General features: G+C 68.9%; 24 protein-coding genes and 1 tRNA gene. 9 read left to right on the forward strand and 16 right to left on the reverse strand.

The window, feature by feature from the left end; all coding sequences use genetic code 11:
• Positions 1 to 176 precede the first annotated feature (176 nt).
• From polA to QY307_01585, 6 genes are all read right to left on the reverse strand, one after another.
• Positions 177 to 2,786 carry a DNA polymerase I gene (gene polA, locus QY307_01560; protein ID WKZ82966.1) on the reverse strand — a complete coding sequence of 870 codons (2,610 nt, stop codon included), beginning with the start codon at positions 2,784 to 2,786 and terminating at the stop codon, positions 177 to 179.
• Between the two features lie 37 nt (positions 2,787 to 2,823).
• Positions 2,824 to 3,096 (reverse strand): hypothetical protein, encoded by a 273-nt coding sequence (locus tag QY307_01565; GenBank protein ID WKZ82967.1) that lies wholly within the window; start codon positions 3,094 to 3,096, stop codon positions 2,824 to 2,826.
• Positions 3,097 to 3,157: 61 nt separating this feature from the next.
• Positions 3,158 to 3,240: transfer RNA gene (locus QY307_01570), tRNA-Leu, on the reverse strand.
• A 21-nt stretch (positions 3,241 to 3,261) separates the two neighbouring features.
• Positions 3,262 to 4,965 carry an NAD+ synthase gene (locus QY307_01575; GenBank protein WKZ82968.1) on the reverse strand — a complete coding sequence of 568 codons (1,704 nt, stop codon included), beginning with the start codon at positions 4,963 to 4,965 and terminating at the stop codon, positions 3,262 to 3,264.
• Positions 4,966 to 5,007: 42 nt separating this feature from the next.
• Entirely contained in the window at positions 5,008 to 5,808 is an 801-nt protein-coding gene (locus QY307_01580) for a hypothetical protein (GenBank protein WKZ82969.1), read from the reverse strand.
• Positions 5,809 to 5,867: 59 nt separating this feature from the next.
• Positions 5,868 to 6,614: a cytochrome c biogenesis protein CcdA gene (locus QY307_01585; protein WKZ82970.1), complete on the reverse strand. Its 747-nt coding sequence runs from the start codon at positions 6,612 to 6,614 to the stop codon at positions 5,868 to 5,870.
• Positions 6,615 to 6,682: 68 nt separating this feature from the next.
• On the opposite strand from QY307_01585, the gene QY307_01590 reads away from it, so the two are divergent.
• Together QY307_01590 and QY307_01595 are read left to right on the forward strand one after the other, a co-directional pair.
• Positions 6,683 to 7,009 carry a tRNA-binding protein gene (locus QY307_01590; protein ID WKZ82971.1) on the forward strand — a complete coding sequence of 109 codons (327 nt, stop codon included), beginning with the start codon at positions 6,683 to 6,685 and terminating at the stop codon, positions 7,007 to 7,009.
• Positions 7,010 to 7,014: 5 nt separating this feature from the next.
• Complete coding sequence (locus QY307_01595; protein ID WKZ83734.1) at positions 7,015 to 8,256, forward strand: MFS transporter; 1,242 nt, start codon at positions 7,015 to 7,017, stop codon at positions 8,254 to 8,256.
• Here QY307_01595 and QY307_01600 read toward each other — a convergent pair.
• Together QY307_01600 and nth are read right to left on the reverse strand one after the other, a co-directional pair.
• Positions 8,198 to 9,511 carry an MATE family efflux transporter gene (locus QY307_01600; protein WKZ82972.1) on the reverse strand — a complete coding sequence of 438 codons (1,314 nt, stop codon included), beginning with the start codon at positions 9,509 to 9,511 and terminating at the stop codon, positions 8,198 to 8,200. The genes QY307_01595 and QY307_01600 overlap by 59 nt on opposite strands.
• Before the next feature lie 2 nt (positions 9,512 to 9,513).
• Positions 9,514 to 10,182: an endonuclease III gene (gene nth / locus QY307_01605; protein ID WKZ82973.1), complete on the reverse strand. Its 669-nt coding sequence runs from the start codon at positions 10,180 to 10,182 to the stop codon at positions 9,514 to 9,516.
• 87 nt (positions 10,183 to 10,269) lie between these two features.
• On the opposite strand from nth, the gene QY307_01610 reads away from it, so the two are divergent.
• Complete coding sequence (locus QY307_01610) at positions 10,270 to 11,022, forward strand: hypothetical protein (GenBank protein WKZ82974.1); 753 nt, start codon at positions 10,270 to 10,272, stop codon at positions 11,020 to 11,022.
• Here QY307_01610 and QY307_01615 read toward each other — a convergent pair.
• Positions 11,012 to 11,479 (reverse strand): hypothetical protein, encoded by a 468-nt coding sequence (locus QY307_01615; protein ID WKZ82975.1) that lies wholly within the window; start codon positions 11,477 to 11,479, stop codon positions 11,012 to 11,014. The two genes, QY307_01610 and QY307_01615, sit on opposite strands and share 11 nt — an antisense overlap.
• Before the next feature lie 85 nt (positions 11,480 to 11,564).
• Here QY307_01615 and QY307_01620 point away from each other — a divergent pair, with 85 nt between their 5' ends.
• On the forward strand, positions 11,565 to 12,446 hold the full coding sequence (locus tag QY307_01620; GenBank protein WKZ82976.1) for a DMT family transporter: 882 nt from the start codon (positions 11,565 to 11,567) through the stop codon (positions 12,444 to 12,446).
• Here the strand turns inward: QY307_01620 and QY307_01625 are convergent.
• The gene (locus QY307_01625; protein WKZ82977.1) at positions 12,411 to 12,725 is read right to left on the reverse strand and encodes a hypothetical protein; all 315 of its coding nucleotides are present in this window, start codon (positions 12,723 to 12,725) and stop codon (positions 12,411 to 12,413) included. The two genes, QY307_01620 and QY307_01625, sit on opposite strands and share 36 nt — an antisense overlap.
• A gap of 75 nt (positions 12,726 to 12,800) precedes the next feature.
• Here QY307_01625 and QY307_01630 point away from each other — a divergent pair, with 75 nt between their 5' ends.
• Positions 12,801 to 14,477, forward strand: coding sequence for an FAD-dependent thymidylate synthase (locus tag QY307_01630; GenBank protein ID WKZ82978.1), 1,677 nt, complete (start codon positions 12,801 to 12,803; stop codon positions 14,475 to 14,477).
• Here the strand turns inward: QY307_01630 and QY307_01635 are convergent.
• Positions 14,474 to 14,686 (reverse strand): hypothetical protein, encoded by a 213-nt coding sequence (locus QY307_01635; GenBank protein ID WKZ82979.1) that lies wholly within the window; start codon positions 14,684 to 14,686, stop codon positions 14,474 to 14,476. The two genes, QY307_01630 and QY307_01635, sit on opposite strands and share 4 nt — an antisense overlap.
• Before the next feature lie 55 nt (positions 14,687 to 14,741).
• Between QY307_01635 and QY307_01640 the strand changes: the two genes are divergently transcribed.
• Both QY307_01640 and QY307_01645 read left to right on the forward strand, forming a co-directional pair.
• The gene (locus QY307_01640) at positions 14,742 to 15,584 is read left to right on the forward strand and encodes an ArsA-related P-loop ATPase (GenBank protein WKZ82980.1); all 843 of its coding nucleotides are present in this window, start codon (positions 14,742 to 14,744) and stop codon (positions 15,582 to 15,584) included.
• Positions 15,581 to 16,579 carry an ArsA-related P-loop ATPase gene (locus QY307_01645; GenBank protein ID WKZ82981.1) on the forward strand — a complete coding sequence of 333 codons (999 nt, stop codon included), beginning with the start codon at positions 15,581 to 15,583 and terminating at the stop codon, positions 16,577 to 16,579. The genes QY307_01640 and QY307_01645 overlap by 4 nt, the downstream gene beginning before the upstream one ends.
• A gap of 7 nt (positions 16,580 to 16,586) precedes the next feature.
• On the opposite strand, the gene dnaE is transcribed toward QY307_01645, so the two are convergent.
• Positions 16,587 to 20,051 carry a DNA polymerase III subunit alpha gene (gene dnaE, locus QY307_01650; protein ID WKZ83735.1) on the reverse strand — a complete coding sequence of 1,155 codons (3,465 nt, stop codon included), beginning with the start codon at positions 20,049 to 20,051 and terminating at the stop codon, positions 16,587 to 16,589.
• 162 nt (positions 20,052 to 20,213) lie between these two features.
• Between dnaE and QY307_01655 the strand changes: the two genes are divergently transcribed.
• Both QY307_01655 and QY307_01660 read left to right on the forward strand, forming a co-directional pair.
• Positions 20,214 to 21,113: a DUF2090 domain-containing protein gene (locus QY307_01655; GenBank protein WKZ82982.1), complete on the forward strand. Its 900-nt coding sequence runs from the start codon at positions 20,214 to 20,216 to the stop codon at positions 21,111 to 21,113.
• Between the two features lie 4 nt (positions 21,114 to 21,117).
• Positions 21,118 to 22,134, forward strand: a complete 1,017-nt coding sequence (locus QY307_01660) for an ATP-dependent 6-phosphofructokinase (protein ID WKZ82983.1) — start codon at positions 21,118 to 21,120, stop codon at positions 22,132 to 22,134.
• Positions 22,135 to 22,150: 16 nt separating this feature from the next.
• Here QY307_01660 and QY307_01665 read toward each other — a convergent pair whose 3' ends face one another.
• Genes QY307_01665 through QY307_01680 form a run of 4 tightly spaced genes read right to left on the reverse strand, consistent with a single transcriptional unit; the run spans position 22,151 to position 24,218 of the window.
• Positions 22,151 to 23,056 (reverse strand): RluA family pseudouridine synthase, encoded by a 906-nt coding sequence (locus QY307_01665; protein WKZ82984.1) that lies wholly within the window; start codon positions 23,054 to 23,056, stop codon positions 22,151 to 22,153.
• Positions 23,053 to 23,523, reverse strand: coding sequence for a signal peptidase II (gene lspA / locus QY307_01670; GenBank protein ID WKZ82985.1), 471 nt, complete (start codon positions 23,521 to 23,523; stop codon positions 23,053 to 23,055). The genes QY307_01665 and lspA overlap by 4 nt, the downstream gene beginning before the upstream one ends.
• Positions 23,502 to 23,876, reverse strand: a complete 375-nt coding sequence (locus QY307_01675) for a TraR/DksA family transcriptional regulator (protein ID WKZ82986.1) — start codon at positions 23,874 to 23,876, stop codon at positions 23,502 to 23,504. Before QY307_01675 ends, lspA begins: the two co-directional genes overlap by 22 nt.
• Positions 23,877 to 23,921: 45 nt before the next feature.
• Complete coding sequence (locus QY307_01680) at positions 23,922 to 24,218, reverse strand: DUF167 domain-containing protein (GenBank protein WKZ82987.1); 297 nt, start codon at positions 24,216 to 24,218, stop codon at positions 23,922 to 23,924.
• Between the last annotated feature and the right edge of the window lie 217 nt (positions 24,219 to 24,435).

A 24,435-nucleotide genomic window follows, 5' to 3' on the forward strand; every position in this document is an offset into this window, starting at 1 on the left:
CGGTGGTGTCAGCGGGCTCGGGGGCTTCGCCTTCTGCCGATTCGTCGGCAGCGGGCGCGTTCACGGTCTGGTCGGTCATGGGTTTGGGTTCACCTCGAACGGGAAACTCTCCGAGCGCGGTGCACCCGAAGGCGTTGGAAGCGTACCACAGCGGACCCTGGCCCCGTCCAGGCGGATCAGCCCTTGGTGTCGGCGAGGCTGCGGCCCGTCGCCAGATCGACCACCAGCGGCACCGAGAGGGTGACGATGCCCTCCATCGACCCCTTGAGCAACCCTCCCACCTCGGTGGCGTCACCCTCGGGAGCCTCGACCACCAGCTCGTCGTGGACCTGCAACACCATGAAGGCCCCAGTCCCCTCCAGCGCCTCGGCGACGACGATCATCGCCTTCTTGATGATGTCCGCCGCCGAGCCCTGGATGGGGGCATTCAGCGCCATGCGCTCCCCGGCCTGGCGTTCCCGGAAGTTGTCCGAGGTGAGCTCGGGGAGGTACCTCCGCCGGCCCAGGATGGTCTCGGTGTAGCCGAGGTTGCGGGCATCGGCCACGATCGAGTCCATGAAGCGACGCACCCCGGGGAACTGGGCGAAGTAGGCCTCCAACTGCTTCTGTGCCTCCTCCTGAGGAATCGACAGACGCTGCGAGAACCCGTAGGCCTCCATGCCGTAGAGGAGGCCGAAGTTGACCACCTTGGCCCGGCGCCTCATCTCAGGCGTCACCTCGTCCTGGGGCACTCCGAACACGCGCGCCGCGGTCTCGGTATGGACATCGGCCCCGGCGCGAAATGCCGCCTCGAGCGCCGGCTCGCCGCTGAGATGGGCGAGGATCCTCAGCTCGATCTGGCTGTAGTCCGCCACCACGAAGCAGCGCCCCTCGCCGGCCACGAAGGCGCGTCGGATGGTGCGACCCTCCTCCGACCGGACCGGGATGTTCTGCATGTTGGGGCGCTCCGATGAGATGCGGCCGGTGGCGGCACCGGTCTGGTTGTACACGCAGTGGATGCGACCATCGGCGCCAATGAGCGGCAGCAACCCGTCGACGTAGGTGGAACGCAGCTTCTCCAGCTCACGGAAACGCAGCATCCGCTCCACGATGGGATGCTCGTCGGCGAGCCGCTGCAAGACCGAGGCGTCGGTCGACGGCTGGCCCTTGGGGGTCTTCTTGAGCACCGGGAGCGCGAGCCGATCGAACAGGACCTCCCGCAGCTGCAGTGTCGAGTTCAGGTTGAACGGCCCGCCTGCTTCCCGGTGGATCTCCGCTTCGAGGGCGGCGAGCCGGTCGCGCAGCGTCGTTCTCAGTTCTCCCAGATACTCGCGGTCGACCCCGATCCCGGCTTCCTCCATCAGGGCCAACACCCTCACCAGGGGCAGCTCGACCTCCTCGAAGAGGGCGGTGCCACCCCTGGCCTCCAGCTCGGCGCCCAGCGGCTCGACGAGGCGGCCGATGGCGACGGCCCGCCGTCCCGCGGCCTCCAGGTCGGGACCCTCCAGGTCGAAGGCTCCCTGGGCGCCGCCACTCGAAGCGGATCCGGACGGCCCGATCTCGATGCCGAGGATGCGGCCGGCGAGGTCGGCCAGGGTCTGGACTCCGGCATCGGGATCGACCAGATGGGCTGCCAGGAGGGTGTCGAAGGCGAGACCCCTGAAGTCGAGATCGGCCTCGAGTAGCGCCCTCACCAGGGGCTTGGCGCCGTGCAGTGCCTTGTGGCGCTCAGGGTCTGCGAGCACCCCGACGAGGCTCCCCAGCCGACCGAAGGGCACGTAGGTGGCGTCATCCCCGGCTGCGACCATCACCCCGATCAGATCGTCGCCCTCCCACACCGGCTCCAGGGCGATGAGCCCTTCTCCGGCTGCCAGCAGGGCGGCATCCCCGTCCCCCGCCGTGACGGAGACGTCGATCACCTCGTCGACACCCGGTTCTGATCCACTCACCTCCTGGAGGCGCTGCCAAAGCGAACGAAAGGCGAGCGCGTCGAACAGGTGCCTCACCTCCTGGGGGTCCCAGGCGAGCGGTCTCATCCCCTTCAGGTCCGCCTCGATGGGCACGTCGTCGACGAGACGGATCAGCTCGCGATTGAGGAACACCTGTGACCTCGACGCCTCGAGGTTCTGGCGCAGCTTGGGGCTCATCTCATCCAGGTGCTCGTAGATCCCCTCCAGGTCACCGTGCTCGGCGACGAGGCGCGAAGCAGTCTTCTCCCCCACGCCGGGCACACCCGGGATGTTGTCCGAAGGGTCGCCCCGCAGTGCGGCGAAGTCGGCGTACCGGCCGGGTTCGACGCCGTAGCGCTCCTCCACATAGGCGGCATCGGCCATCACCGTGTCGCTGATGCCACGACGCGTGTAGTAGACCGAGATCGGCCCCCCGGCGAGCTGGAAGGCGTCGCGATCGCCGGTGACTATCAGCACCCGCCAGCCCTCGGCGGCGGCTCTCCTGGCGAGGGTGGCGATGACGTCGTCGGCCTCCCACCCGGGGGCCTCGAACTGGGGGATGCGCAGAGCCCCGGCCACTTCCCGGATCAGGGGGAGCTGGGAGCGGAAGAGGTCGGGAGCGGCCGCCCGCTGCGCCTTGTACTCGGGGAACCGCTCCCTACGGAAGGTGGGGGTGGGTGTGTCCCAGGCGACGGCAAGGGCATCGGGGTGCTCCTCGGCCAACAGCTTGATCACCATCGAGGTAAACCCGAACACGGCGTTCGTCACCTGCCCCGAAGGGGTGGCCAGATCGCTGGGAAGGGCGTAGAAGGCCCGATAGGCAAGCGAGTGACCGTCGATCAGGGCCAGGGTGCGCACGGGGCGATGGTAGGGACCACCGACAGGGCGCTGCCCGTCACTCCAGGCGAGCGGTCAGCCCGGCGATGCGCCTCTCCAGGCGCACCCTCTCGCTTCGGAGCACGACCAGCAGGGCCTCGAGCCGGGCGACGTCGCCTGCGGTGACGGCGGCGTCCTCCCTCTCGATGGGCCCGCCCACCGCAGCGTCCCGTCGGGCGTCGTCGTCGAGGTGGCGGTGAACGACCAGCTCCTCTCCGGTGAGCCTGATCTCTTCGTCGAGATGCGTCATCCGGTCGAGAAGCCGCAGCAGGCGGCGCTCCAGGCGGGACATTCCTCCGATCCTACGGGGCGAGATCGAGGAGCAATCACCCGCCTGCGGCTCGGGTGAACCGTACCGGGAGTGGGAGTCGAACCCACACGGGCTTTCGCCCAACGGATTTTGAGTCCGCCGCGTCTACCATTCCGCCATCCCGGCGCCCGACCGATGATACGGGTCTCACCAGCCCCGGAAGCGGTTGGTGATCGGAAGGCGTCGGTCGCGGCCGAGAGCCTTGGTGGTGATCTTCACCCCGGGAGCGGCCTGGCGGCGCTTGTACTCGTTGCGGTCCACCATCGTCGCCACCCGCTCCACCTGCGCCCGGTCGAACCCGGCGGCCACGATCTGACGAATCGACATGTCGTCCTCCACGTACCTCTCCAGGATCGGATCGAGCACCTCGTACGGGGGCAGCGAGTCGGTGTCGAGCTGGCCGGGACGCAGCTCGGCCGATGGGGGCTTGTCGATCGACGCCTGGGGGATGACCTCGCCGTCACGGTTTCGCCACCTCGCCAGGTCGTACACCAGGGTCTTCCACACGTCCTTGAGGACTGCGTACCCACCGACCATGTCGCCGTAGATGGTGGCGTAACCGACGGACATCTCGGACTTGTTCCCGGTGGCCACCACCATGTGCCCGAACTTGTTCGACAGTGCCATGAGGATCGCCCCCCGGATTCGTGCCTGCAGGTTCTCCTCGGCCACTCCGGGCTCGCTTCCCTCGAACACGCCTCCCAGGACGTCGAGGAACCCCTCGAACGGCGGCTCGATGGGGATGCGGTCGAAGCGGATCCCGAGGTTGCGAGCAAGGTCTTCGCTGTCGGTCTCGGAGCCCTCGCTGCTGTGTCGCGAGGGCATGGTGACTCCCCACACCCCCTCCGGCCCAAGTGCATCGGCGGCGATGGCTGCGGTGAGCGCCGAGTCGATGCCACCCGAGAGCCCGACGACGACACCAGAGAACCCGTTCTTGCGCGCGTACCCGCGCAGCCCGCACACCAGGGCCCGATACACCTCGGCGATGTCGTCCATCGGGGTGTGCGGTTCGGGAAACGGCTCCGGTTCGCCTTCGAGCAGGTCACCGTCGGCGACCAGGGTCGAGACCACTTCGGTCCGCCCCTCACCTGTGATCGGCAGGTCCACCCAGAACATCTCCTCCTCGAACTGCGCCGCCCGGTAGAGAAGTCCGCCCTCGGCGTCGAAGACCATGCTCTGGCCGTCGAACACCAACTCGTCCTGAGCCCCGACCAGGTTGAGGTAGACCAGAGGCACGCCGGCCTCCCGAGCGCGGGTGGCCAGCATCTCCTCGCGCTCCCGGCCCTTGCCGCGGTGATACGGCGAGCCGTTGATGTTGAGCAGCAGCTCGGCGCCGGCTGCTGCCTGGCGAGCTGGGGGGCCATCGGCCACCCAGATGTCCTCGCAGATGGAGACGCCGACCACCACGCCGTTGACCTGCCACAGGGCATCGGCGGTCGCTCCGACTGCGAAGTAGCGATCCTCGTCGAACACTCCGTAGTTGGGCAGCCGGCCCTTGTGGTAGATGCCTCCGATCCGACCTCCCTGGATCAGGGCGGCGGCGTTGTGGACGCGTACGTGGCCGGCATCGTCGGGAGGCAGCGCAGACCGATCGACGAATCCGACCACGGTGGTGACATCGCCGGCGGCCCGTGCCAGCCGGTGGAGCGCCTCGATGTTGGCGTCCACGAACGCCGTCCGCAGCACGAGGTCCTCGGGCGGATAGCCGGTGATGGCCAGCTCCGGGAGCAACAACACGTCGGCCTGGCACTCCTCGGCCCACTCCATGGCTTCGGTGATCCGGGCCAGATTGCCCTCTATGTCCCCGACGACGAGATCGATCTGGGCGCAGGCGACTCGCAGGAAGTCCATGAGCGTCAGGCTAGGCGGCAGCCGACCCCGACCTACGGCAGCTCATGTCGACACCGGTTCCGCCAGCGACTCCACCCATCCTCGGGCGGTGCCGCCGGGCCAGCGCGCCACGACCTCGGCCCCCGGCACCGCCTGGCGGTGCAACAGGGCGAGGGCGACCGTTCCGTCGGGAACCGGGGCCACGGTCCCCAGGCTGCCCGCCTCCGCCTCTCCGAGAAACACCTCGGCGCCGTCGGGAACCTGAGCCGCCGGGAAATCGATCCGACGCAGATGACGGTTGACATGGCCGCGGCTGTCGATTCGAGCCACCAGTTCCTGGCCGAGGTAGCAGCCCTTGGTGAAGGACACCGCTTCAGCCACCAGCCCGGTCTCATGGGGGATGGTGTCCTCGCCCACATCCCTCCCGAACTTGGGCTCACCGGCCACGATCCGGTGGGCGGCCACCTGTTCGGCGGTGAGCCAAGGCCCGCGCGCCCCTGCCATCGCCCTATGGGGTGCGGTCCCGGGTAGCGTGATCACGGGCCCTTCGGCTGCGAGTTCCCAATGGGGCCGGTCGTCTTCCCCTCTGCCCCAGAATGTGTCCAGGGTCTCGCCCGGTTCCACCCGGGCATCGGTCCGGAACAGGAACCTGCGCAGGGCGTCGACGACCACCGGGGCTCGGTCGAGCTCGCAGAGGAGGCCGGCCCCGGACTCGGCTCGCAGCACCCAGACGATGGCCCGCAGCTTGCCGCGGGGTTCCAGCAGGAAGGACCTGGCCACCGCACCCGGAGCCGACCCGGCCACGTCGGCGGAGAGCTGGCCATCGAGAAAGGCGACCGCCTCGGGGCCTTCAACCCAGACCACCTGGTGCGTGCTGGCCGACCACCCCGAAGCGAGCGGAACCGGCAAGGGTCGCCGGTCGCTCACACGTTCCACAGGAATTCGGGAAGAACCTGCTGAAACCACCGATTGAGGGCCACCAGGCGCCCGGTCACCATCAGCACCCCGAACCCTGCGAGGAGGGTGCCCGAGGCGAAGGTGATCGCCTTGAAGTGCCGCTTGAACCAGCCGAAGGCCGAGTAGGCCCGGGTGATCGCCAGCGAGGCGATGAGGAACGGGATGCCCAGCCCCATCGAGTACACGAAGAGCAGCACCATCCCCTGTCCGACCGTCTCCTGAGTACCGGCCACTGTGAGGATCGCCGCCAGGGTCGGCCCGATGCATGGGGTCCAGGCGAACCCGAACGCGACACCCATGACCGGCGCCGCCCACGGGCCCAGCCGGGAAGGGCGTACCTCGACCCGGCGCTCACGCATGAACGGCAGGAGCAGCCGTGGGTTCCACAGCGCCGAGAAGGCGATGAACACCCCGAAGACGATCACCAGCCACCCGGCGATCGTGGTGATCGTCCCCTGGTTGCGCAACAAGGTGCGGCCCACCGTCGTGGCGGTGGCGCCAAGCGCCACGAACACGGCGGTGAACCCTCCGACGAACAGGGCCGTGGAACCGAGCATTCGACGGGTCGATGCCTTCCCCTCGGCGAGGTCGGCGGCGGTGTAGCCGGACATCATCGACAGGTAGCCGGGGAGAAGCGGCAGGACACAGGGCGACAGGAAGGAGAGCGCGCCGAAGACGAAGGCGGCGATGACGTTGACGCTGGCGACTTCCATTACGGCTCCGGTCGACTCCCTGCTCAACGGTACCGGGGGCGCCGGTGTTCCCGGTAACCTCGCCGAACGTGCCCAACATCGACGACTGGAGTTCCCTGCAGGTTCGCGCCGGCACCGTGCTGCGCGCCGAGCCGAACGACGGCGCCCGTCAACCCGCCTACCGGCTCTGGATCGATTTCGGCCCCGATGGTGTCCTGCAGTCGTCGGCGAAGATCACCGACCGATACACCGCCGAAGAGCTGGTCGGGCGCCAGATCGTGGCCGTGACCGGCTTCGAGCCGATGCGGGTTGCGGGTTTTCGATCCGACGTCCTGGTCCTCGGAGCGCTCACCTCCGAAGGGGTCGTCCTGCTGCGGCCGGACCACCCCGTCGCTCCCGGCGCCGAGGTGGCTTGACCCGAGTGGCGGGCAGCCGCCTGCCTCGGTTCGGCCCGGGAGACCTGGGAGCTGTGGTGTTGCTGGCGGTGGTGGCCCTTGCCCAGGGCTGGTCCGGGGCGGTGCTCACGCACGTGCTCCCGTTTCTCCAGGCGGATTACGACCTGACCGACGCCAGGGTGTTCGACCTCATGACCGTGGTGCGGGCGGCCTCCCTTGGCGCCCTTGCCTTCTCCTGGTGGGGAGACAACCGGGGACGGCGCCTCCCACTGCTCGCCGCCTTCGCCCTGTTGCCACTGGCCAACCTGGCCTCGGCCTTCGCCACCGGCCCGGGCGCCCTCGCCGTTCTCCAGTCGGTGGCACGCCTGGCGACGATCGCCGTCTCCGGGCTGGCCCTGGTGGTGCTCGCCGAACAGGTGCGGCCGGCGGTGAGGGCCCATGCCACGGCCATCTACGTGCTGTTCGGCGCCATCGGGACCGGACTCGGCTTGCTGTTGAGGCCGCTCGGCGCGGAGGGTGACGGGTGGAGGCTGCTCTTCGCACTCTCGGCGCTTCCCCTGGTTGCCCTGCCGATGCTGCTCAAGCGCCTCCGAGAGCCCGAGTTGTTCGTTCGCCCCAAGACGAGGCCGCCTCTGACGGCGGTGCTGCGCTCGATCCACGCCCGCCGCTTCTGGCCGATGGCCGCCTTGTCGTTCGCCGTCTCCGCCTACACGACCCCGGCAGCCAACCTGGCACTGGTGCGCCTGGAGGGTGCCCTCGCCTGGTCGCCAGGTTCGGCGTCCCTGCTGGTCGCCGCCGCCTCGGCTCCCGGGGTCCTCGCCGGCCTGGCGATCGGGGGGCGGATGGCCGACGCCCTGGGCCGACGCCCCACCGAAGCCCTGGCCATAGCCACCGGGGTCGGCGGCGGCCTCGCCTTCTACCTGATCGACGGCGGGTGGCCGCTGGCTGCCGGAATACTGCTCTCCAATCTGGGAGCGTTCGCTTTCGCCCCCGCCTTCGCCGCCCACCGCGCCGAGCTCTTCCCCACCGAGTTGCGCGCCACCGCCTCGGCGTGGATCGTCAACGCCTCCATCGTCGGAGGGATCGCCGGATTCGCCGCCGGGAGGTTCGTGGTCGATGCCTGGGGGATCGACCGGACCGTGTCGGCGCTCGGGCTGATGCTGCTGGGCGCCACGGCGCTGCTGCTGGCCCTCCCTGAGACCAAGGGGATCAGCCTGGGACCGAGTGCAGCGGACCACCCGGAGCCCACCTCCGCCACGCCAGAGTGAGCGCACGAACCCCGAGCAGAACCATCACCCCCCACCACACGCCCGGCAGGCCCCAACCCATTGGTATCACGAGCAGGAAGAAGGCCGCCCCCGCCGCCGCCGCCCCGACCATGGCCAGGGCCAGGTACCTGAAGTCTCCCACACCGATGAACACGCCGTCCCAGGCGAAGACGACCGCTCCCAGGGGCTGCATCACGATGAGGATCCACAGCGATCCGGATATCGCTTCCTCAACTGCCGGGTCGGAGCCAAACCAGGCGGGGATGAACGGCGAGAGCGCGGCCAGGACCAGCGCCGTCAGCATCCCGAACCCGAGGCCGAGCACGAGTACCCGATCGGCCACCACCACCGCCTCCCCCCGACGGCCCCCTCCGATCATCCTTCCGATCAGTGCCTGGGCGGCGATGGCCAGGGCGTCGAGCGTGAGGGCGGTGAGGAGGAACACCTGCGAGAGCACCTGGTGGGCGGCGACGGCGACCTCGGAGATCCGAGCCGCCACCGCAGTCGCCATGGTGAAGGCGCCCATGACCGCCGTCACCCGGATGGCGAGATCACGACTCACGGAGAGGAAGAACCGCACCTCGCCGGCGACCGGGCTCGCCCCCACCAGCCCGAATCGCTCTCGGCTCCGCAGCAGGAGGACCGCGAAGGCTGCAGCCCCGACGTACTGGGCGACGACCGTCGCCCAGGCGGCCCCGGCCACGCCCCAGCCGAGGCCGAAGATGAGTATCGGATCGAGGACCAGGTTGACGGCATTGATGCCGAGGGTCACGACGAACGGCGTACGGGTGTCCTGATAGCCGCGGTACGCCCCATGTGCGGCGCGCACCAGGAGCACGGCCGGTGCGGCCAGCGCCCGGATGCCCACATAGGTGATCGCCGCCGACGCCACCTCTCCCTGGCCACCCAGCAACCCGACCAGGGATGCGCCGGCAACCAGGAGCACTCCGGTGAGCACCACGCCGGACCCGCCGGCGATGAGGAATGCGGTGACCGCCGAGCGACCGGCGGCGGCGAGGTCTCCTGCGCCGACGGCCTTGGCCACGAGAGCGGTGGTGCCGTACTCGAGGAAGTCGAATACGAAGAAGGCGACAGCAAACAGTGCCGCCGCCACACCCAGGCCGGCAAGCGCTTCGGTGCCTACCCGGGCGACGAACCCGGTGTCCACCAGGCTGAGCAGCGGGTCGGCCACCAGCGACCCGAGAGCAGGGAGAGCGAGGCCGGCGATCTCCCTGTCGTACCTCGAGCCGCCCAAGGTCACCCCGGACCCGGGGTCTTGTCCGGGAACGGACAGAGGTCTGCCAGGTCGCACTCCCAGCATCTCGGGCGCTTGGCATCGCAGGTGTCCCGGCCGAACTGGATGAAGCGCATGGAGACCCCCACCCAGACCGACCGGGGGAAGAGATCCTTGAGATCCGACTCCACCTTGGCGGGGTCGGTGGCAGCGGTCAGGCCAAGGCGTCGCGACACCCGCCCGACGTGGGTGTCGACGGCGATGGCCGGTTTCCCCCAGGCCTCGGCGAGCACCACGCTGGCGGTCTTGCGCCCGACTCCCTTCAGCGACACCAGGCTCTCCATGTCGTCGGGAACCTCTCCGCCGAATCGATCCACGAGTTCGGAGCAGAGTTCGATGACGGCACGAGTCTTCTGCCGGTAGTAGCCGGTGGGCCTCACCACACCTTCGACCTCCTCGGGGTCGGCGGCCGCCAGATCCTCCGGGGAGGGCCAGCGGGCGAACAGGACCGGAGTGACTCGGTTCACCGTGTCGTCGGTGGTCTGGGCGCTCAGGACCGTCGCCACTAGCAGCTGCCATGGGCTGCCGTGGCGCAAGGCGGTCTCTATCTCCGGGTATCGGCGCCGCAGTCGCCGCAGCACGGTGCGGGCGCGTCTGCCGACCGCCTCCCGATCTTCGGGGGATGGTTGCATCGGCTGGGGATGCTAGGCGGCGAAGCGGGTGCCACCGGCCCCCGGATCGGGGCCACTAACCTGCCGATCCCAACCCCCTCGCCCCCCTTGACCCAACGACCTCAGGCTCCATCGCTCGCCTTTCACGCCTCGCGCATCGTCATAGATGCCGGCGTCCTCATGGTCCTCGGAGCCATGAGCCTTCCCTTCGTCCGCTCGCCGGCAGGCGATCGCTCCGCCATCGAACTGGACGCTCTCCCGACCCTGTTGCTGGTGCTTCCGATCTTCGCCGTGACCATGATCCCCGACCACGCACGGCCCCTTCCGAGGCCGATCGGCTGGGGCGCACTCGTCCTGGCACTGGCCGCACTCCCCTACTCCCTGGTGAAGTACCTCGACTCGGCGGTCCTGGCCGACACCCTCGATGGCAGCCTCGGACTGGGAGCTCGCCTCCTCGTGTTCGGCGCACTGGTGACCGTCGTCGGGGTGGCGATAGGCCTCACCCGGACCTGGCTGGGTCTCCCCACCGCAGGCTCCGTCACCCGCAATCCCTCGGTGGCGCGCCCCCGGCGCGCCCCGGCGGCGCCGGTGCCGGCGAAGCAGGGCTCCGTCGAACAACCCGCCCAACCCCGACCACGTTCGCCCGAACGCCCGCTCGCAGACGTGAATCCGTTCGAGGCCCCTCTGTTCGACACGCTCGAGATCCCCGACCTGAGCGGGCCACCGAAGACGGCCGGTAGCCCGGCACCGCCACCAGACGAGCCCGGGAGAGTCTTCGACATCGAAGCCGCCGACCCACCCGACGACCGCCATCCCGGTCACGGAGCCGATGGCTCCGGGTCGGAGACGCCTACAGCGTGAAGGGGATGCCGAAGGCGATGTAGAGCAGGCCGGCGACGACCTGCCAGAAAGCTGCCGGGTTGGGCGGCGGTCGCAGGCCCTTGCGCAGCCGCTCCCGTGGGTCGCGTGGCCGCCTCCCCTCACCCTCCCCCGACATTCCGTTCTCGTCCGACGGCCGCCCGCCGAACATCGACCCGAACGCCCCAACGGCGATGTTCCCGTATCCACCGCCACGCGCCCCGCCGGTGAGCAGCAGGGTGGTACCGGTGAATATCGCCGTGTAGCCGATGGCGTGTTCCAGTCGGGCGCTGCTGAAGGCGAACACGGCAAGGCCCACCACGACTATCCCGATGAGCCCGATCCCGAAGAGGCGCAGGTATGCGGGGAACCTCTCGCCAAGTGGAGGTGCGACCATCTCCCCGGTCCTCTGGTCCCAGCGGCGGCGATCGAGAAAGCGCTCCGGTCGCGGTGTCGGCATCAGGCGAGCGTAGAAGGAGCCGAGCGATGTCGACGCCTCTGCATGCCCGACCGGCATCTTCAGACTCCGCACGTATCCTGGGGCGATGCGCAGACCCGCAGTCGCCGTCGCGGCCCTCGGGCTCGCCTCCTTCCTCTTCGGTGCCACCTTCGTGATGGTCAAGGACGCCATCACGGTGCTGCCCCCACTCGGCTTCGTCGGGTGGCGGTTCAGCCTCGGAGCCGCCGCCCTGCTCGCAATCTCGCGCCCCAGGCGGCGTACCACGGTGCGCCACGGTGTCGTGGCGGGACTGCTGCTCTTCGCCGGGTACGCCTTTCAGACCAGAGGCCTGGTGGATACCACCGCTTCGGCTTCGGGCCTGATCACCGGGCTGTACGTGGTGTTCACCCCGCTGCTGGCGGCCGCCGTCGCTCGCCGCCGTCCCCGGCTGGGGGTGATGGCCGGTGCGCTGGTGGCGTTCGCCGGGCTGGTCGCCCTCACCTCGTCCGAGGGCCTCCGAGCCAGGCCGGGCGACCTGTGGACCCTGGGAGCCGCCATCGCCTTCGCCGGGCACATCGTCTATCTCTCCCGGGTGGCGAGACATCATCCGGTGATCGCCTTCACCGGGGTACAGCTCGCCGTGGTGGCCTTCCTCGGCTTGACCGGCTCCCTCATCCTCGAGGAGTTCGCCGTGCCAGGCGGAGCGAGCGTCACCGCCCTTCTGGTGACCGGGTTGGCGGTCAGCGGAGGAGCCTTCCTGCTGCAGGTGTGGAGCCAGACGGTGATCGGCGCCGCTCGAACCGCTCTGGTACTCGCCCTGGAACCGGTGTTCGCCGCCGTGGCCGGTGCCGTCATCCTCGGCGAGAGGCTGGGGACGGGAGGCATCCTCGGAGGACTGCTCATCCTGATCGGAATCCACGTGGTGCTGGCGGCGACGGGTGACGAGGACGACCTACCCGCGGCCGAGGCCGTCTCTGCCGCCCACTGAGCGGTCGAGCGCATCCCTGTCCCGTCGCCGTTCCAGGGTCTGCTGCACCTGACGGGCGGCGCGCAGTGCCAGCACCAGCAAGAGGAGTATCAGTGCGAGGATGGCGAGCAACTCGGGGCCATCGAAGTAGGAGGTGCGACAGTCCGAGAGGCCGCCCCCTGAGCAGATCCCCAACCCGTCGCCACCACCGGCGAGGTCGAGCAGGACGATCATGGGAAGCACCGCCACGGCGATGATGGCGGCGATGAGTCCGGCGACGAAGAGGCGAATCGGGGTCATCGTCTCCTTCACGCTAGACGGCATGCCGCCATGGGCCTTGCCGCCGGGCATCCGCACCGTCTACCGTCGCCGGTCGTGACCCCCAGCGAGCCGAACCCCCGGCCCACCACCCCGCTGCTGCACCATCGCGAGGATTTCGCCGGCGCCGAGGAGAGGGTTCTCCGGCGCTTCTTCACCAACACCACCGAGCCGGTGTTCGCCCTCATCAACCTCCCCGAGGTCGTGAAGGGAGCGCTGTTCGCCCGCTACAGCCGGTCCCCCAAGTCGCTGCGCCGACTCTTCCTCGACGAGTTCTACGAGGCGCCCGAGGCAGGCGTGGCGGCCATCGCCGAGAGCATCGACGAGGAAGACGCCTCGGTGCGTACGCGGCGCGCCGAGGAGCTGTACGGGCGGATGTTCACCGACTACGGCGACGACTCCGTGGCGCAGCTCGGTGGCATGCACCTGGCCTGCGAACAGGCCTCCAACGTGTTGACCAAGGTCCTGGAGTGGGGCCGCCTGGCCGCCTACCTGGAACAGAGCACCCGCTACATGTTCTATGACAAGCACCTGGGTGGCCGCTATCGCTACACGGTCCCACCGGAACTTCTCGGCCATCCGCTCGAGACCGAGTTCCGACGGGTCATGGACGGCCTGTTCACCACCTACTCGGGACTCACCGAGAGGCTGACCCGCTATTACGAGACCCTGCACCCCAAGGCCGATGGCGACTCCGACTTCGTGTACCGGAGCACGATCCGGGCGCGGGTCTGTGACGACCTGCGCGGCCTGCTACCGGCGGCCACCATCTCGAACGTGGGGATCTACGCCTCGGGGCAGGCATACGAGATGCTGCTGGTCAGGATGAACGCTCACCCGCTCGCCGAGGCGCGCGCCTACGCCGCCATGATGCTGGCCGAGCTGCGCAAGGTGGCGCCCGCCTTCTTGCGGCGGGTCGACATCCCCGACCGGGGTGGCGACTGGTCGCGATTCCTGGCAGAGACCGCCGCCGGGGTGGCGAGGTCGGCCGAGGCCGTAATCGACCACGAGCCTCGGAGCCGGCCCGAGGTGGTCCTGGTCGACTGGGATCGGGATGCCGAGAGCAGGGTGGCGGCGGCCGCCCTGTACTCGGTCACAGATCTCCCCGCCGACGATCTGCGGCGAGCCGTCGACGCAATGGATGAGGCGACGCGAGCAGCGATCGTGGCCGCCTATGTGGGGGATCGCCGCAACCGGCGCCACAAGCCTGGCCGCGCCATGGAGGCTCCGACCTACAAGTTCGACATCCTCTGCGACTACGGCATCTTCCGGGACCTGCAGCGCCACCGTCTCCTCACCCTGGAGTGGCAGCGACTGGGCACCCTTCACGGGTTCGTCACGCCGGAGTCCGTCATCGACATCGGTGCCCAAGGCTCCTGGCATGCCGCAATGAAGGAGGCGGGCGATCTGCACCGGCTGCTGGCCGATTCGCTGGGACCCGACACCGCCCAGTACGCCGTTCCCTTCGCCTATCGGATCCGCTTCTACATGCAGATGAACGCCCGCGAGGCATTCCATCTCATCGAGCTGCGCACTGCCCAAGGTGGCCACCCCGACTATCGGCGGGTGTGTGCCGAGATGCATCGCCTGATCCGCGACCAGGCCGGGCACCGGCTCATCGCCGACGCCATGAAGTTCGTGGACCACGGAGAGCACAGCCTGGGCCGCCTCGAGGCGGAGCGGCGCGCAGCGGCTCGCCGCGCCGCCGTCGGAGTCGCCGATCCCGGTGTCTAGGTGCTCAGCGGTAGCCGCAGCACCAGGTAGCCGCCTTCCACCGAGGCCTCGGCATCGGCCACGAGGCTGTAGTCCAGGTAGTCGTCCTGGGCGGCGGCGAGAAAGGCCCGGCGGGCCTCTCCCTCCAGAGGGGGAACTCCCCGCTCCTTGACGGCAACGGCGCGGCGGCGGAACCGCTCCCGGAACCGATCGACATCGAACTCGGCCAACTCATCCTCCACTCGGGGCACCCAGGCTAGGCGCGTATCCGCCTAGCCTCGGAATGTGCTCGACCGGCGTCTACTCATCGTCACCGGGAAGGGAGGGACCGGCCGCTCCGCCATCACCGCCGCCATCGCCATCGCTGGTGGCCGCCAGGGACGGCGGGTACTCACCCTTGCTGTCGACTCCGGCGTCGGGCTGGCGCACCATCTCGGCAGCGAAGGCATCGGCCCCGATCCACAGCGCATCGGTCACGTTGCCGTAGCCAGGGTCGACCCGGCCCGGGCACTCGATCAGTACCTGCGGCTCCGCACCCGGCTGCCCGCCGCGGGGAGCGCCGCTCGGGTCTTCTCGGCCCTGGCCGACGCCGTGCCCGGCGTGCGCGACACCCTGGTCCTGGGCAAGATCGTCTACGAGGCCACCCGGCCCCACTGGGATCTTGTGGTGGTGGATGCCGATCCGACCGGGCGCATCCTGTCGCGACTGCGCGCCGGGGCCACGGTACGCCGTCTGGTCTCACGAGGGCCGGTGCGGGAGGAAGCCGAGTGGTTGGAACGAGTGCTGGCCGACCCCAGCCACACGGCGGCGGTGCTGGTGGCGACTCCTGAGGATCTGCCGGTGCGCGAAGCGAACGAGTTCCGAGATGCCATCGACACCGAACCGCTGGTCGCCATCGGCGAGGTCGTCGCCAATCGTGTGCTCCCCGATCCAGACTTCACCGCAGCGCAGGCGCGAGCCGCCACGGGCTCGGCGGGGGCGATGGCGACCCTCCACCTCGGCCTACACCGGTCCCAGCGGGCGCCGCTTCGAGCACTTCGGGCCCGCCGGCATCTGCCCTTCCTCTTCGGCCTGCACACGCCGGCCGAGGTGGCGGAGAGCCTCGCCGACCTGGTCGAGCAGCCATGACTGCGGTGACCCTGGTCATGGGTGCCGGTGGCGTCGGCAAGACGACCGTGGCCGCCGGCCTCGCCGCCCTGGCCTCCCGAAGAGGGCGCCAGACCCTGGTGATCACCGTCGATCCTGCACGCCGCCTCGCTGACGCACTCGGCGCCCCGGCTGGAGACACACCCACACCCGTCCCCGGAATGCCTCGACTACACGCATCGATGGTGGACGCAGCCGCATCCTGGGAGGCCACCGTGCGCCAGCATGCAGATCCGGCTACGGCCGAGCGGCTGCTGTCCAACCCCTTCTTTCGCGCCGTTGCCGACCGGTTCCCGGCGGGCCAGTCCTACGCGGCAGCCGAAGAGGTGACCCGGCACACAGCCTCCGGAGACTTCGAGGTGATCGTCGTCGACACGCCACCCTCCGAGGGCGGCCTCGAGTTCCTCTCCGCACCCGAGAGCATGCGCAGCCTGGTGGCAGGGCGAGCGCTGCGGCTGCTCACCGGTGCCAGGATCCCCGGACGCCGGCTGTTCTACTCGGTCACTACCCGGCCCGCCCTCCGCATCGCCGACTCGATCCTCGGCGGACGCCTCCTCGAGGATGTGGCCGAGTTCCTCATCGACCTGAGCACCATCTACGGAGGGGTCGCCCGGCGCTCCCGAGAGGTGGAAGAGGTTCTGCGTGCGGCCTCTCCCGTGGCGGTGGCCACACCCGAGACCCACGCCGTTCACGAGGTGGAACGCATGCTGGGTCACACCGGATGGCCGGTGCCACCCGTCGTGGTGCTCAACAGGATGCTCCCTGCCGACTGGGCGAAGGCCGGAGCCGGCAGCGGACCGCTGGCCATCAACGTGAGCCGCTGGCGTGCCGAGGCCCGTCGCCACGAGTCCTTGCGTCGCGCCCTGGCGGCCACGACCGGAGCGGAGCCGGCGGTGCTCCCCTGGTTGGCCACTCCCCCCGATACCCCGGATGCGCTCGCCGACATGATCGAGGCGGCAGGACTGCAGGTGGCCTAGTCCGGCTTCAGGCGAGAACGGAGTCGGCCCCCAGGAGAGACCGCAGGTCTGCGTAGAGGGCGGCCCGAGGCTCCACGGTGTGCCCCTCGCCGAGCCGGACGACGGTGACCCCCGAATCGCCCTGTAGATGGGCGTACACCGGCACCGTACCGGGGTGGTCGGCGAGGATCACCCGCAGTCTGTGGACGACCTCCGGCGACATCGCCGACGCCCTCATCCGCAACCGCACCGCCTCTTCCGCCTCCAGGACCGGCTCGGACACCTCGAGGGCGACCAGTTTCACATCGTCGCCCTTCTGGTCGACCCGGGCCTTCACCACCACGACGGCGTCATCACGCACCATCGGGCCGCTCTCCACGACCACGCGCGGGAAACACACGACTTCGGCCGACGCCTCCAGATCCTCCAACTGGAAGAAGATCATGGCCTCGCCCGCCTTGGTGTACCTCCGGGTGATCGAGGTGACGATGCCGCCCACCGTGACCACTGTGCCATCGGCGAGGTCTGCCACCGTGGAGAGCGGGTTGCGGGCGAGGGCACGGAGCTTGGACTCGACTCCGAGGAGCGGATGGTCCGACACATAGAGCCCGAGCATCTCCTTCTCGAAGGCGAGCCTGAGCTTCTTGTCCCACTCGACGTTCGGAATCTCCACCACCCCGCGCTGCACGGCCGACTCGTCGCCTCCAAAGAGGGAGTACTGCCCCATGTCCTCGGCGCGTCGGCGCCCGACCACGGCGTCGATCATCTGCTCCGCCACCAGGAGCAGGCCCTGGCGGGGCACACCGGTGCTGTCGAACGCCCCCGCCTTTATCAGGGACTCGATGGTGCGCTTGTTCAACACGGAGACGTCGACACGATCGATGAACTCCTGGAATGTGGCGAACGGCCCGTTCTTGACGCGCTCCTGGACGATCAGATCCACGACACCCTCGCCGACGTTTCTCACCGCCGAGAGCCCGAAGGTGATCGCGGCGTCGGCCGCCACGAAGTCGGAGGCGGATGCGTTGACGTCGGGAACCCTCACCGGTATCCCCATCGTCCGGCACTCGTTCAGGTAGACGGCAGTCCGATCCTTGTCACGCTTCGACGAGGTGAGGAGCGCCGCCATGTACTCGGCCGGATGGTGGGCCTTGAGCCAGGCCGTCTGGTACGCCACCAGGGCGTAACCGGCGGCGTGGGGCTTGTTGAACCCGTACCCGGCGAAGTGAGAGATCAGATCGAAGAGGCTCTTTCCCAGTGCGGGCGGATGACCCTTGGCCACACATCCGTCGACGAACTTCTGCTCCTGCTCCGCCATGACCGAAGGGATCTTCTTCCCCATGGCCTTGCGCAGTTGATCCGCTTCGGCCATGGAGAAGCCGGCCATCACCTGCGCCGCCTCCATCACCTGCTCCTGGTAGACGATGATGCCGTAGGTCTCGTCGAGGACCGGCTCGAGGGCGGGATGCGGGTACTCGACCGGAGCCCGACCGTTCTTTCGGTCGGCGTACATGTTGTGGGTACCAGCGCCCAATGGCCCCGGCCGGTAGAGCGAGATCAGGGCCATGAGGTCCTGGAAACGGTCGGGTCGAAGGCTTCGCATCAGGGTCTTCATCCCGGCGCCCTCGAGCTGGAACACCCCGGTGGCGTCCCCCCGCCCGAGCATCTCGTAGACCATCGGGTCGTCCAGCGGCACGCCATCGATGTCGAGCCGGGTGCCGGTGTTCTCCTCGACCAGCTCCAGACATCGCTCGATGGTGGTGAGGTTGCGCAGGCCGAGGAAGTCCATCTTCAGCAGGCCGAGCTTCTCGATGGCGTGCATCTCGAACTGGGTGACGACCTCGGCGTCGTCCCCCTTCCGCTGGATGGGGACGATCGAGGTGAGCGGCTCCGGCGAGATGACCACGGCGGCGGCGTGGATCGAGTCCTGGCGGCGCAGTCCTTCGAGCCCGCGCGCGGTGTCGATGATCCGACGCGCATCCGGATCGGCCTGGTAGAGGTCCCGCAGCCCAGAGGCATTGGAGTAGTACTCGCGGACCGCTCCATCGGCTTCGGGGCCTGGGGGCTGCAGGCACTGGTCCAGCGTGGCGTCGCGCCCCAGTATCGAGGGCGGCATCGCCTTGGCGACACGGTCGCCGAGGGCGTACTGATAGCCGAGGACTCGTGCGGAGTCGCGCAGGGCCTGGCGACCCTTGATCGTGGAGAAGGTGATGATCTGGGCCACACGATCGGATCCGTATCGCTCGGAGGCGTAACGGATCATCTCTCCCCGATACCGCTCGTCGAAGTCCATGTCGATGTCGGGCATCTCGCGGCGACCCGGATTGAGGAACCGTTCGAAGATCAGGCCGTGCTCCAGAGGGTCGATCGCCGTGATGCGGAGGCAGTAGGAGACGATGGACCCGCCTGCGGAGCCGCGCGCCGGTCCGGTCCGGATCCCGTTCTCCCTGGCGTGCCGGATGAGATCCCAGACGATGAGGAAGTACGCCGGGAACCCCATCTCCTCGATCACCCGGAGCTCGTACTCGATGCGTTGCACCACGACGTCCGAGAGGTCGGCGCCGTAGCGGGCATGCGCCCCCTCCATCGTCAGGCGCCGCAGCAGCCCGGCCTCGGTCTCGCCCTCGGCGACAGGGAACTGCGGCAGCAGGATCCGGCCGAACTCCATCTTCACATCGGCGCGCTCCGCCACCAGCAGGGTGTTGTCACACGCGGCCGGGAACTCCTCGTCGGGGAAGAGCGCCCGCATCTGGGCTGCGGACTTCACGTGATACCCAGAGCCCTGGAAGGCGAACCGCTTCGGATCCGACATCTCCGAGCCGGTCTGAATGCACAGCAGTGCGTCATGGGCCTCGGCTTCTGACTCGTGCGTGTAGTGGCAGTCGTTGGTGGCGAGCAACGGGATGCCGACCTGGTGCGAGATCGCCAGCAGGTCGGGAAGGACACGCCGTTGTGCCTCCACTCCGTGATCCATGATCTCGACGAAGAAGTTCTCGCGGCCGAAGATGTCCTGATACATCCCGGCGACCCGCTTCGCCTCTTCGAAGTCGCGCTCCCCTCCCCGGTTCCCCTCCTCACCGGAGGCGTCCGGGGCCAGCAGCTGCGGAACGTGACCGCCGAGACATCCCGTGGTGCCGATCAGTCCGGCCGAGTGGCGCGCCAGCAGTTCGAGGTCCATTCGAGGCTTGTAGTAGAAGCCCTCCAGGTAGGCGGCACTCGCCAGGTGGATCAGGTTGGAGTATCCCTCCTGGGTCACCGCCAGCAGGGTGATGTGGTACTTGACCTCATCGCGCCGGGAGGGCCGGTCGAACCGGGAGCCCGGGGTGAGGTACCCCTCCATGCCGATGATCGGCTTGATCCCCGCAGCCACCGCCTGCGAGTAGAAGTCGATCGCTCCGTACAAGACGCCGTGATCGGTGATCGCCACAGCCGGCTGGCCGTCGGCGGCGGCGGCCGACACGACGTCTCCCACCCGGGCGGCTCCGTCGAGCATCGAGTACTCGGTGTGGAGGTGGAGGTGGGCGAAGCTGCGATCCGACACGGGCTCCTCGAAGTGAATTACAGGCGTGTGAGTGGCGACGATACCAGCAGGCCACCTGCCCGCGAGGAGGCGCCGGGGGCGGTCGTAGACTCGGCTCCAGCTATCGGGAGCAACATGGGACCAGGGTACGACGGAAGCCTGTTCATCCTCGCCTTCGACCATCGCGGAAGCTTCAAGTCCAAGATGTTCGGGATCTCGAACGAGACCGACGACGACCGACGACGGCTCCAGGCGGCCAAGCGGCTGGTGTGGCAAGGGTTCCTCGCCGCCGCCGACATCGGACTGCCAGAAGGGGCCGGCATCCTCGTCGACGAGGAGATGGGGGCCCCGGTCGCCAGGGAAGCGAAGGAGCGCGGGGTCATCCTCAGCATGCCCGTGGAGATGTCAGGTCAGGACGTCTTCGACTTCGAGTACGGCGACGATTTCGACACCCACATCGAGGCCTTCGGTCCCGACTTCTCCAAGGTGCTCGTGCGGTGGAATCCGGACGACCCGGCCGAAACCCGCGACCTGCAGGGTGAGCGTCTGGCTCGGCTCGGACGCTGGCTCGCTTCGACGGGCCGACGTTTCCTGTTCGAGCTCCTGGTGCCGGCATCCGCCGGGCAGCTTGCAGCGGTCGGCGGTGATCAGGGCCGGTACGACACCGAGATTCGCCCCGGCCTCATGCTGGAGACGATCGCCGACATCCGGGAACGGGGCATCGAGCCAGACGTGTGGAAGATCGAAGGCATCGACGACCAGGACGACTGTCGGCGTGTGGCCGAACTGATCACGGCGGACGGAAGGGATCGGGTGATGGCGGTGGTCCTGGGGCGCGGTGCCGACGACCAGCGCGTGGAGCACTGGCTTCGCGCCGGCGCTCCGGTACCGGGGTACGCCGGGTTCGCCATCGGACGCTCGATATGGTGGGATGCGGTCGCGGCCTGGCGCGATGGCGAGGCGTCCGAATCCGAAGCGGCGGAGACCATCGCCTCCCAGTACCTGAGGTTCATCACCGTCTACCTGCAGGCTTGAAGCCGTGACCATCGGAATCCTCACCGCCGGAGGGGACTGCCCCGGTCTCAATGCGGTCATTCGGGCTGTGGGCACCCGAGCCGCCCACAGCGACGCCGGACCGATCCTCGGATTCCGCAACGGATGGCAGGGCCTGGTGGAAGGAGATCTGCTCGAGCTCGATCGCGAGGCGGTGCGCGGGATCCTCGGTCGCGGAGGCACCATCCTGGGCACCTCGCGATACGACCCCTTCGTTCACGGGTCCGGCATCGACGAGGTCAGAGCCGGCTTCGAGCGGCACGGCCTCTCCGCCTTGGTGGTGGTCGGAGGCGATGGGACCATCCGCACCGCCCGCCTGCTCGACGACGCCGGGCTCCCGATCATCGCCGTACCCAAGACGATCGACAACGACATCCCGGCCACCGACGTCACCTTCGGGTTCGACACCGCCGTTCAGATAGCAACCGACGCCGTCGACCGCCTCACCACCACCGCTGAGGCACATCACCGGGTGATGCTGGTGGAGGTCATGGGAAGGACGAGGGGCTGGATCGCCCTGCATGCCGGCATGGCCTCGGGCGCCGATGTGATCCTCATTCCCGAGCATCCACTCCCCCTGCCCGAGGCCGCCGAGTACATCTCCACAAGGGACCGGACAGGGCACCACTACTCGGTGGTGGTGGTGGCCGAGGGGTATCCCAGCCCGATGGCGCGTCGGCTGCCGGTTGACGACTTCGGCTTCGAGCGTCTGGGCGGTGTCGCCTACGCCGTGGCGCCGGTTCTCGAAGACCTCACCGGCTTCGAGACGCGGGTCACGGTGCTCGGACACCTGCAACGGGGGGGCACACCGACCGCCTTCGATCGCGTGCTCGCCACCCGCCTCGGTGTCGCCGCCGCCGACCTGGCTCTCGCCGGCAGGCACGGCCTGATGGTGGCGGTCCGCGGAGAGGACATCGTCCCGGTGGCAATGTCCGAAGCCTGCATCGAACCGAAGGGGGTTCCTGCCGACCTGTACGACGTGGCCCGCACCATGTTCGGTTGACGGGGGTCGAAGCAAGTCACCCCGTGGTGCCGGGGCCGGAGCGAGCGGTGAGGACGGCCTCCGCCAGGTCCGGCGGCAGCGGCGAGGCCACATCGATCCTGTCCCCGCCGACCGGATGATCGAACGCCAGTCGCTGGGCGTGCAGGAACATCCTGGGGCTCCCGGTGGCGATGCCGTACACGCGGTCACCCGCCACCGGCAGACCGATCGACGCCAGATGAACCCGGATCTGATGGGTGCGCCCCGTCTCCAGCGTGAGGCGCAGCAGGGTCCAGTCGCCGAGGGCCTCCTCGACGCGATAGTGGGTCCTGGCGGGCCGACCGCCGAACGCCACTCGACGCCGTGTCGGGCGGCGCCGATCCCTGTCCAACGGCGCATCCACAGTGCCCGAAGGCGCCGGCGGGGTCCCCCGCACCAGGGCGAGGTACTCCCGGGTCACCTCGCGGCGCCGGACCATCTGGCGCAGCCCGGCGTGTGACGCCGCAGTGAGCGCCACCACCATCAGCCCCGAAGTCTCGCGATCCAGCCGGTGGACGATCCCCCACCTCCCCTCGTCGCCGACGCCTCGCACCTCGGGCCAGCGATGGAGGATGCCGGCGGCCAGGGTGGGCCCGGGGTCGCCTGCCCCTGGATGGACGACCACACCGGTCGGCTTGTCGATGACCGCCAGGTGTGCATCCTCGTACACCACGGCGAAGTCGACCGGGACCGGCGCCAACAGCTCCTCGGCCACCGCCGGTTCGAACTCGATCACCTCGCCCGGAGTCACGGGACGACGGAGGGTGTCGACCACGATCCCGTCGACGGCGACGCCTCCCCCTTCGATCAGGCGGCGCGCCGCCGCTCGACTCACTCCCCCGAGACGGCCGAGTGTTCGATCGAGCCTCTCGCCCCCGTAGTCGTCGGGGACGACGATCCTCATTTGCGGACAGCGGCGAGCACGATCAAGAGGCCGGCGCCGATCGTGATCGCCGAATCGGCCAGATTGAACGCCGGGAAGAAGGAGAAGTCGACGAAGTCGACCACGCCCCCGTCGAGCAGTCCTGGGCCGCCGAAGACCCGATCGGTGAGGTTTCCCAGAGCCCCCCCCATGACCAGGCCGAGGGCGACCGCTTCGGGCCGGGCCTCGATGCGACGCATCAGGACCATGACGAACCCGATGATCGCAAGCGCTGCCAAGGCGATCAAAGGCCCTGCTCCTTCGAGCAGGCTGAAGGCGGCTCCCGTGTTCTCCAGGTATCGCAGTTCGAGGAACCCGTCGATCAGGACGACCGGAGCGTCCTGCAGGGCCTCACTCGCCCACCACTTGGTGAGCTGGTCCAGGGTGAGGACGCCTGCTGCCGCTGCCGCCGAGAGATGCAGGGGCTTCAACGGCGCATCGAGGCGCACTTGACGCACAGCTTCGTGTACGGCAGAGCGTCGAGCCGAGCGACTGGAATCGAGGTGCCGCACTGATCGCAGTGTCCGTAGGTTCCGTCGGCGATGCGCCCCAAAGACTCTTCCACACTGAGCAGGATGTCCCGGGTGTTCTCCAGGATCGAGAGCTCCTTCTCCATCTCGAAGGCCAGAGAGCCGCCCTCCGCGGTGTTCGGGTCGGGGCTTCGGTCCGACGAGGTCTCGGTCAGGCGAACCTCTTCGCGCTCCTCCTCGATCTCGCGGATCACGTCGAGCAGCCGGACTCTCTCCTCTTCGAGACGCTTGCGGAAACGATCGGTGGTGGACTTGGCCAGGTCCCGGGCCATGAACAGGCTCCTGTAGAAGGCGGGCGACGATAGCACGGGGCCGGGTCAGTCCGGCGCCGACGCCGGCGGCGCCTCCATGGCGGCACGCGCCTCGGCGAGCGAGAGGCCCGAAACCAGAACCGTCTTGCGGCGACCGGATCGACCATGGATCACCTCGGCAGACCCGGCACCGAGGTGAGCGGCGACCAGCCGTCCGACCGCCCGATTCGCACGGCCGGCCTCCGGCGGGACCGCGGTGCGAACCCGGAGGGCGCCGCCGTGTTCGCCCACGACCTCGTCGCGCGATGCCCCCGGCACCACCCACACCTCCACCAACACCCCGTCGGGATGCGACCGCATCATCCGACCACACTAGGAGGCATCGATCCCGGCTCGCACTGCTATCTTGCCAACCGAAGCGCAGAAGGGGACGGGCCCACTCGGAGACGGGGCGAAGCGAGCCGGCAGAAGGTGCGAGGCCGGCGCCACCGACCGAAGGGGACATCACCCCGGAGCTGCGGGAAGAAACGGGAATCCGGAGTAGACCCCGCCGAGCTGGTCCCCCGATACGGGACCGACG

The organism is Acidimicrobiia bacterium, from assembly GCA_030584185.1.
In the GTDB taxonomy this organism is placed as follows: Bacteria; Actinomycetota; Acidimicrobiia; order Spongiisociales; family UBA11373.

What these genes read in the sequence shown, in the direction of transcription:
- QY307_01565 (WKZ82967.1), bottom strand. Translation starts at nt 3,096, where the DNA reads ATGTCCCGCCTGGAGCGCCGCCTGCTGCGGCTTCTCGACCGGATGACG.
- QY307_01575 (WKZ82968.1), bottom strand. Translation starts at nt 4,965, where the DNA reads ATGGACTTCCTGCGAGTCGCCTGCGCCCAGATCGATCTCGTCGTCGGG.
- QY307_01585 (WKZ82970.1), bottom strand. Translation starts at nt 6,614, where the DNA reads ATGGAAGTCGCCAGCGTCAACGTCATCGCCGCCTTCGTCTTCGGCGCG.
- nth (WKZ82973.1), bottom strand. Translation starts at nt 10,182, where the DNA reads ATGCAACCATCCCCCGAAGATCGGGAGGCGGTCGGCAGACGCGCCCGC.
- QY307_01615 (WKZ82975.1), bottom strand. Translation starts at nt 11,479, where the DNA reads ATGCCGACACCGCGACCGGAGCGCTTTCTCGATCGCCGCCGCTGGGAC.
- QY307_01620 (WKZ82976.1), top strand. Translation starts at nt 11,565, where the DNA reads ATGCGCAGACCCGCAGTCGCCGTCGCGGCCCTCGGGCTCGCCTCCTTC.
- QY307_01625 (WKZ82977.1), bottom strand. Translation starts at nt 12,725, where the DNA reads ATGACCCCGATTCGCCTCTTCGTCGCCGGACTCATCGCCGCCATCATC.
- QY307_01645 (WKZ82981.1), top strand. Translation starts at nt 15,581, where the DNA reads ATGACTGCGGTGACCCTGGTCATGGGTGCCGGTGGCGTCGGCAAGACG.
- dnaE (WKZ83735.1), bottom strand. Translation starts at nt 20,051, where the DNA reads ATGCTCGACGGAGCCGCCCGGGTGGGAGACGTCGTGTCGGCCGCCGCC.
- QY307_01655 (WKZ82982.1), top strand. Translation starts at nt 20,214, where the DNA reads ATGGGACCAGGGTACGACGGAAGCCTGTTCATCCTCGCCTTCGACCAT.
- QY307_01665 (WKZ82984.1), bottom strand. Translation starts at nt 23,056, where the DNA reads ATGAGGATCGTCGTCCCCGACGACTACGGGGGCGAGAGGCTCGATCGA.
- QY307_01675 (WKZ82986.1), bottom strand. Translation starts at nt 23,876, where the DNA reads ATGGCCCGGGACCTGGCCAAGTCCACCACCGATCGTTTCCGCAAGCGT.
- QY307_01680 (WKZ82987.1), bottom strand. Translation starts at nt 24,218, where the DNA reads ATGATGCGGTCGCATCCCGACGGGGTGTTGGTGGAGGTGTGGGTGGTG.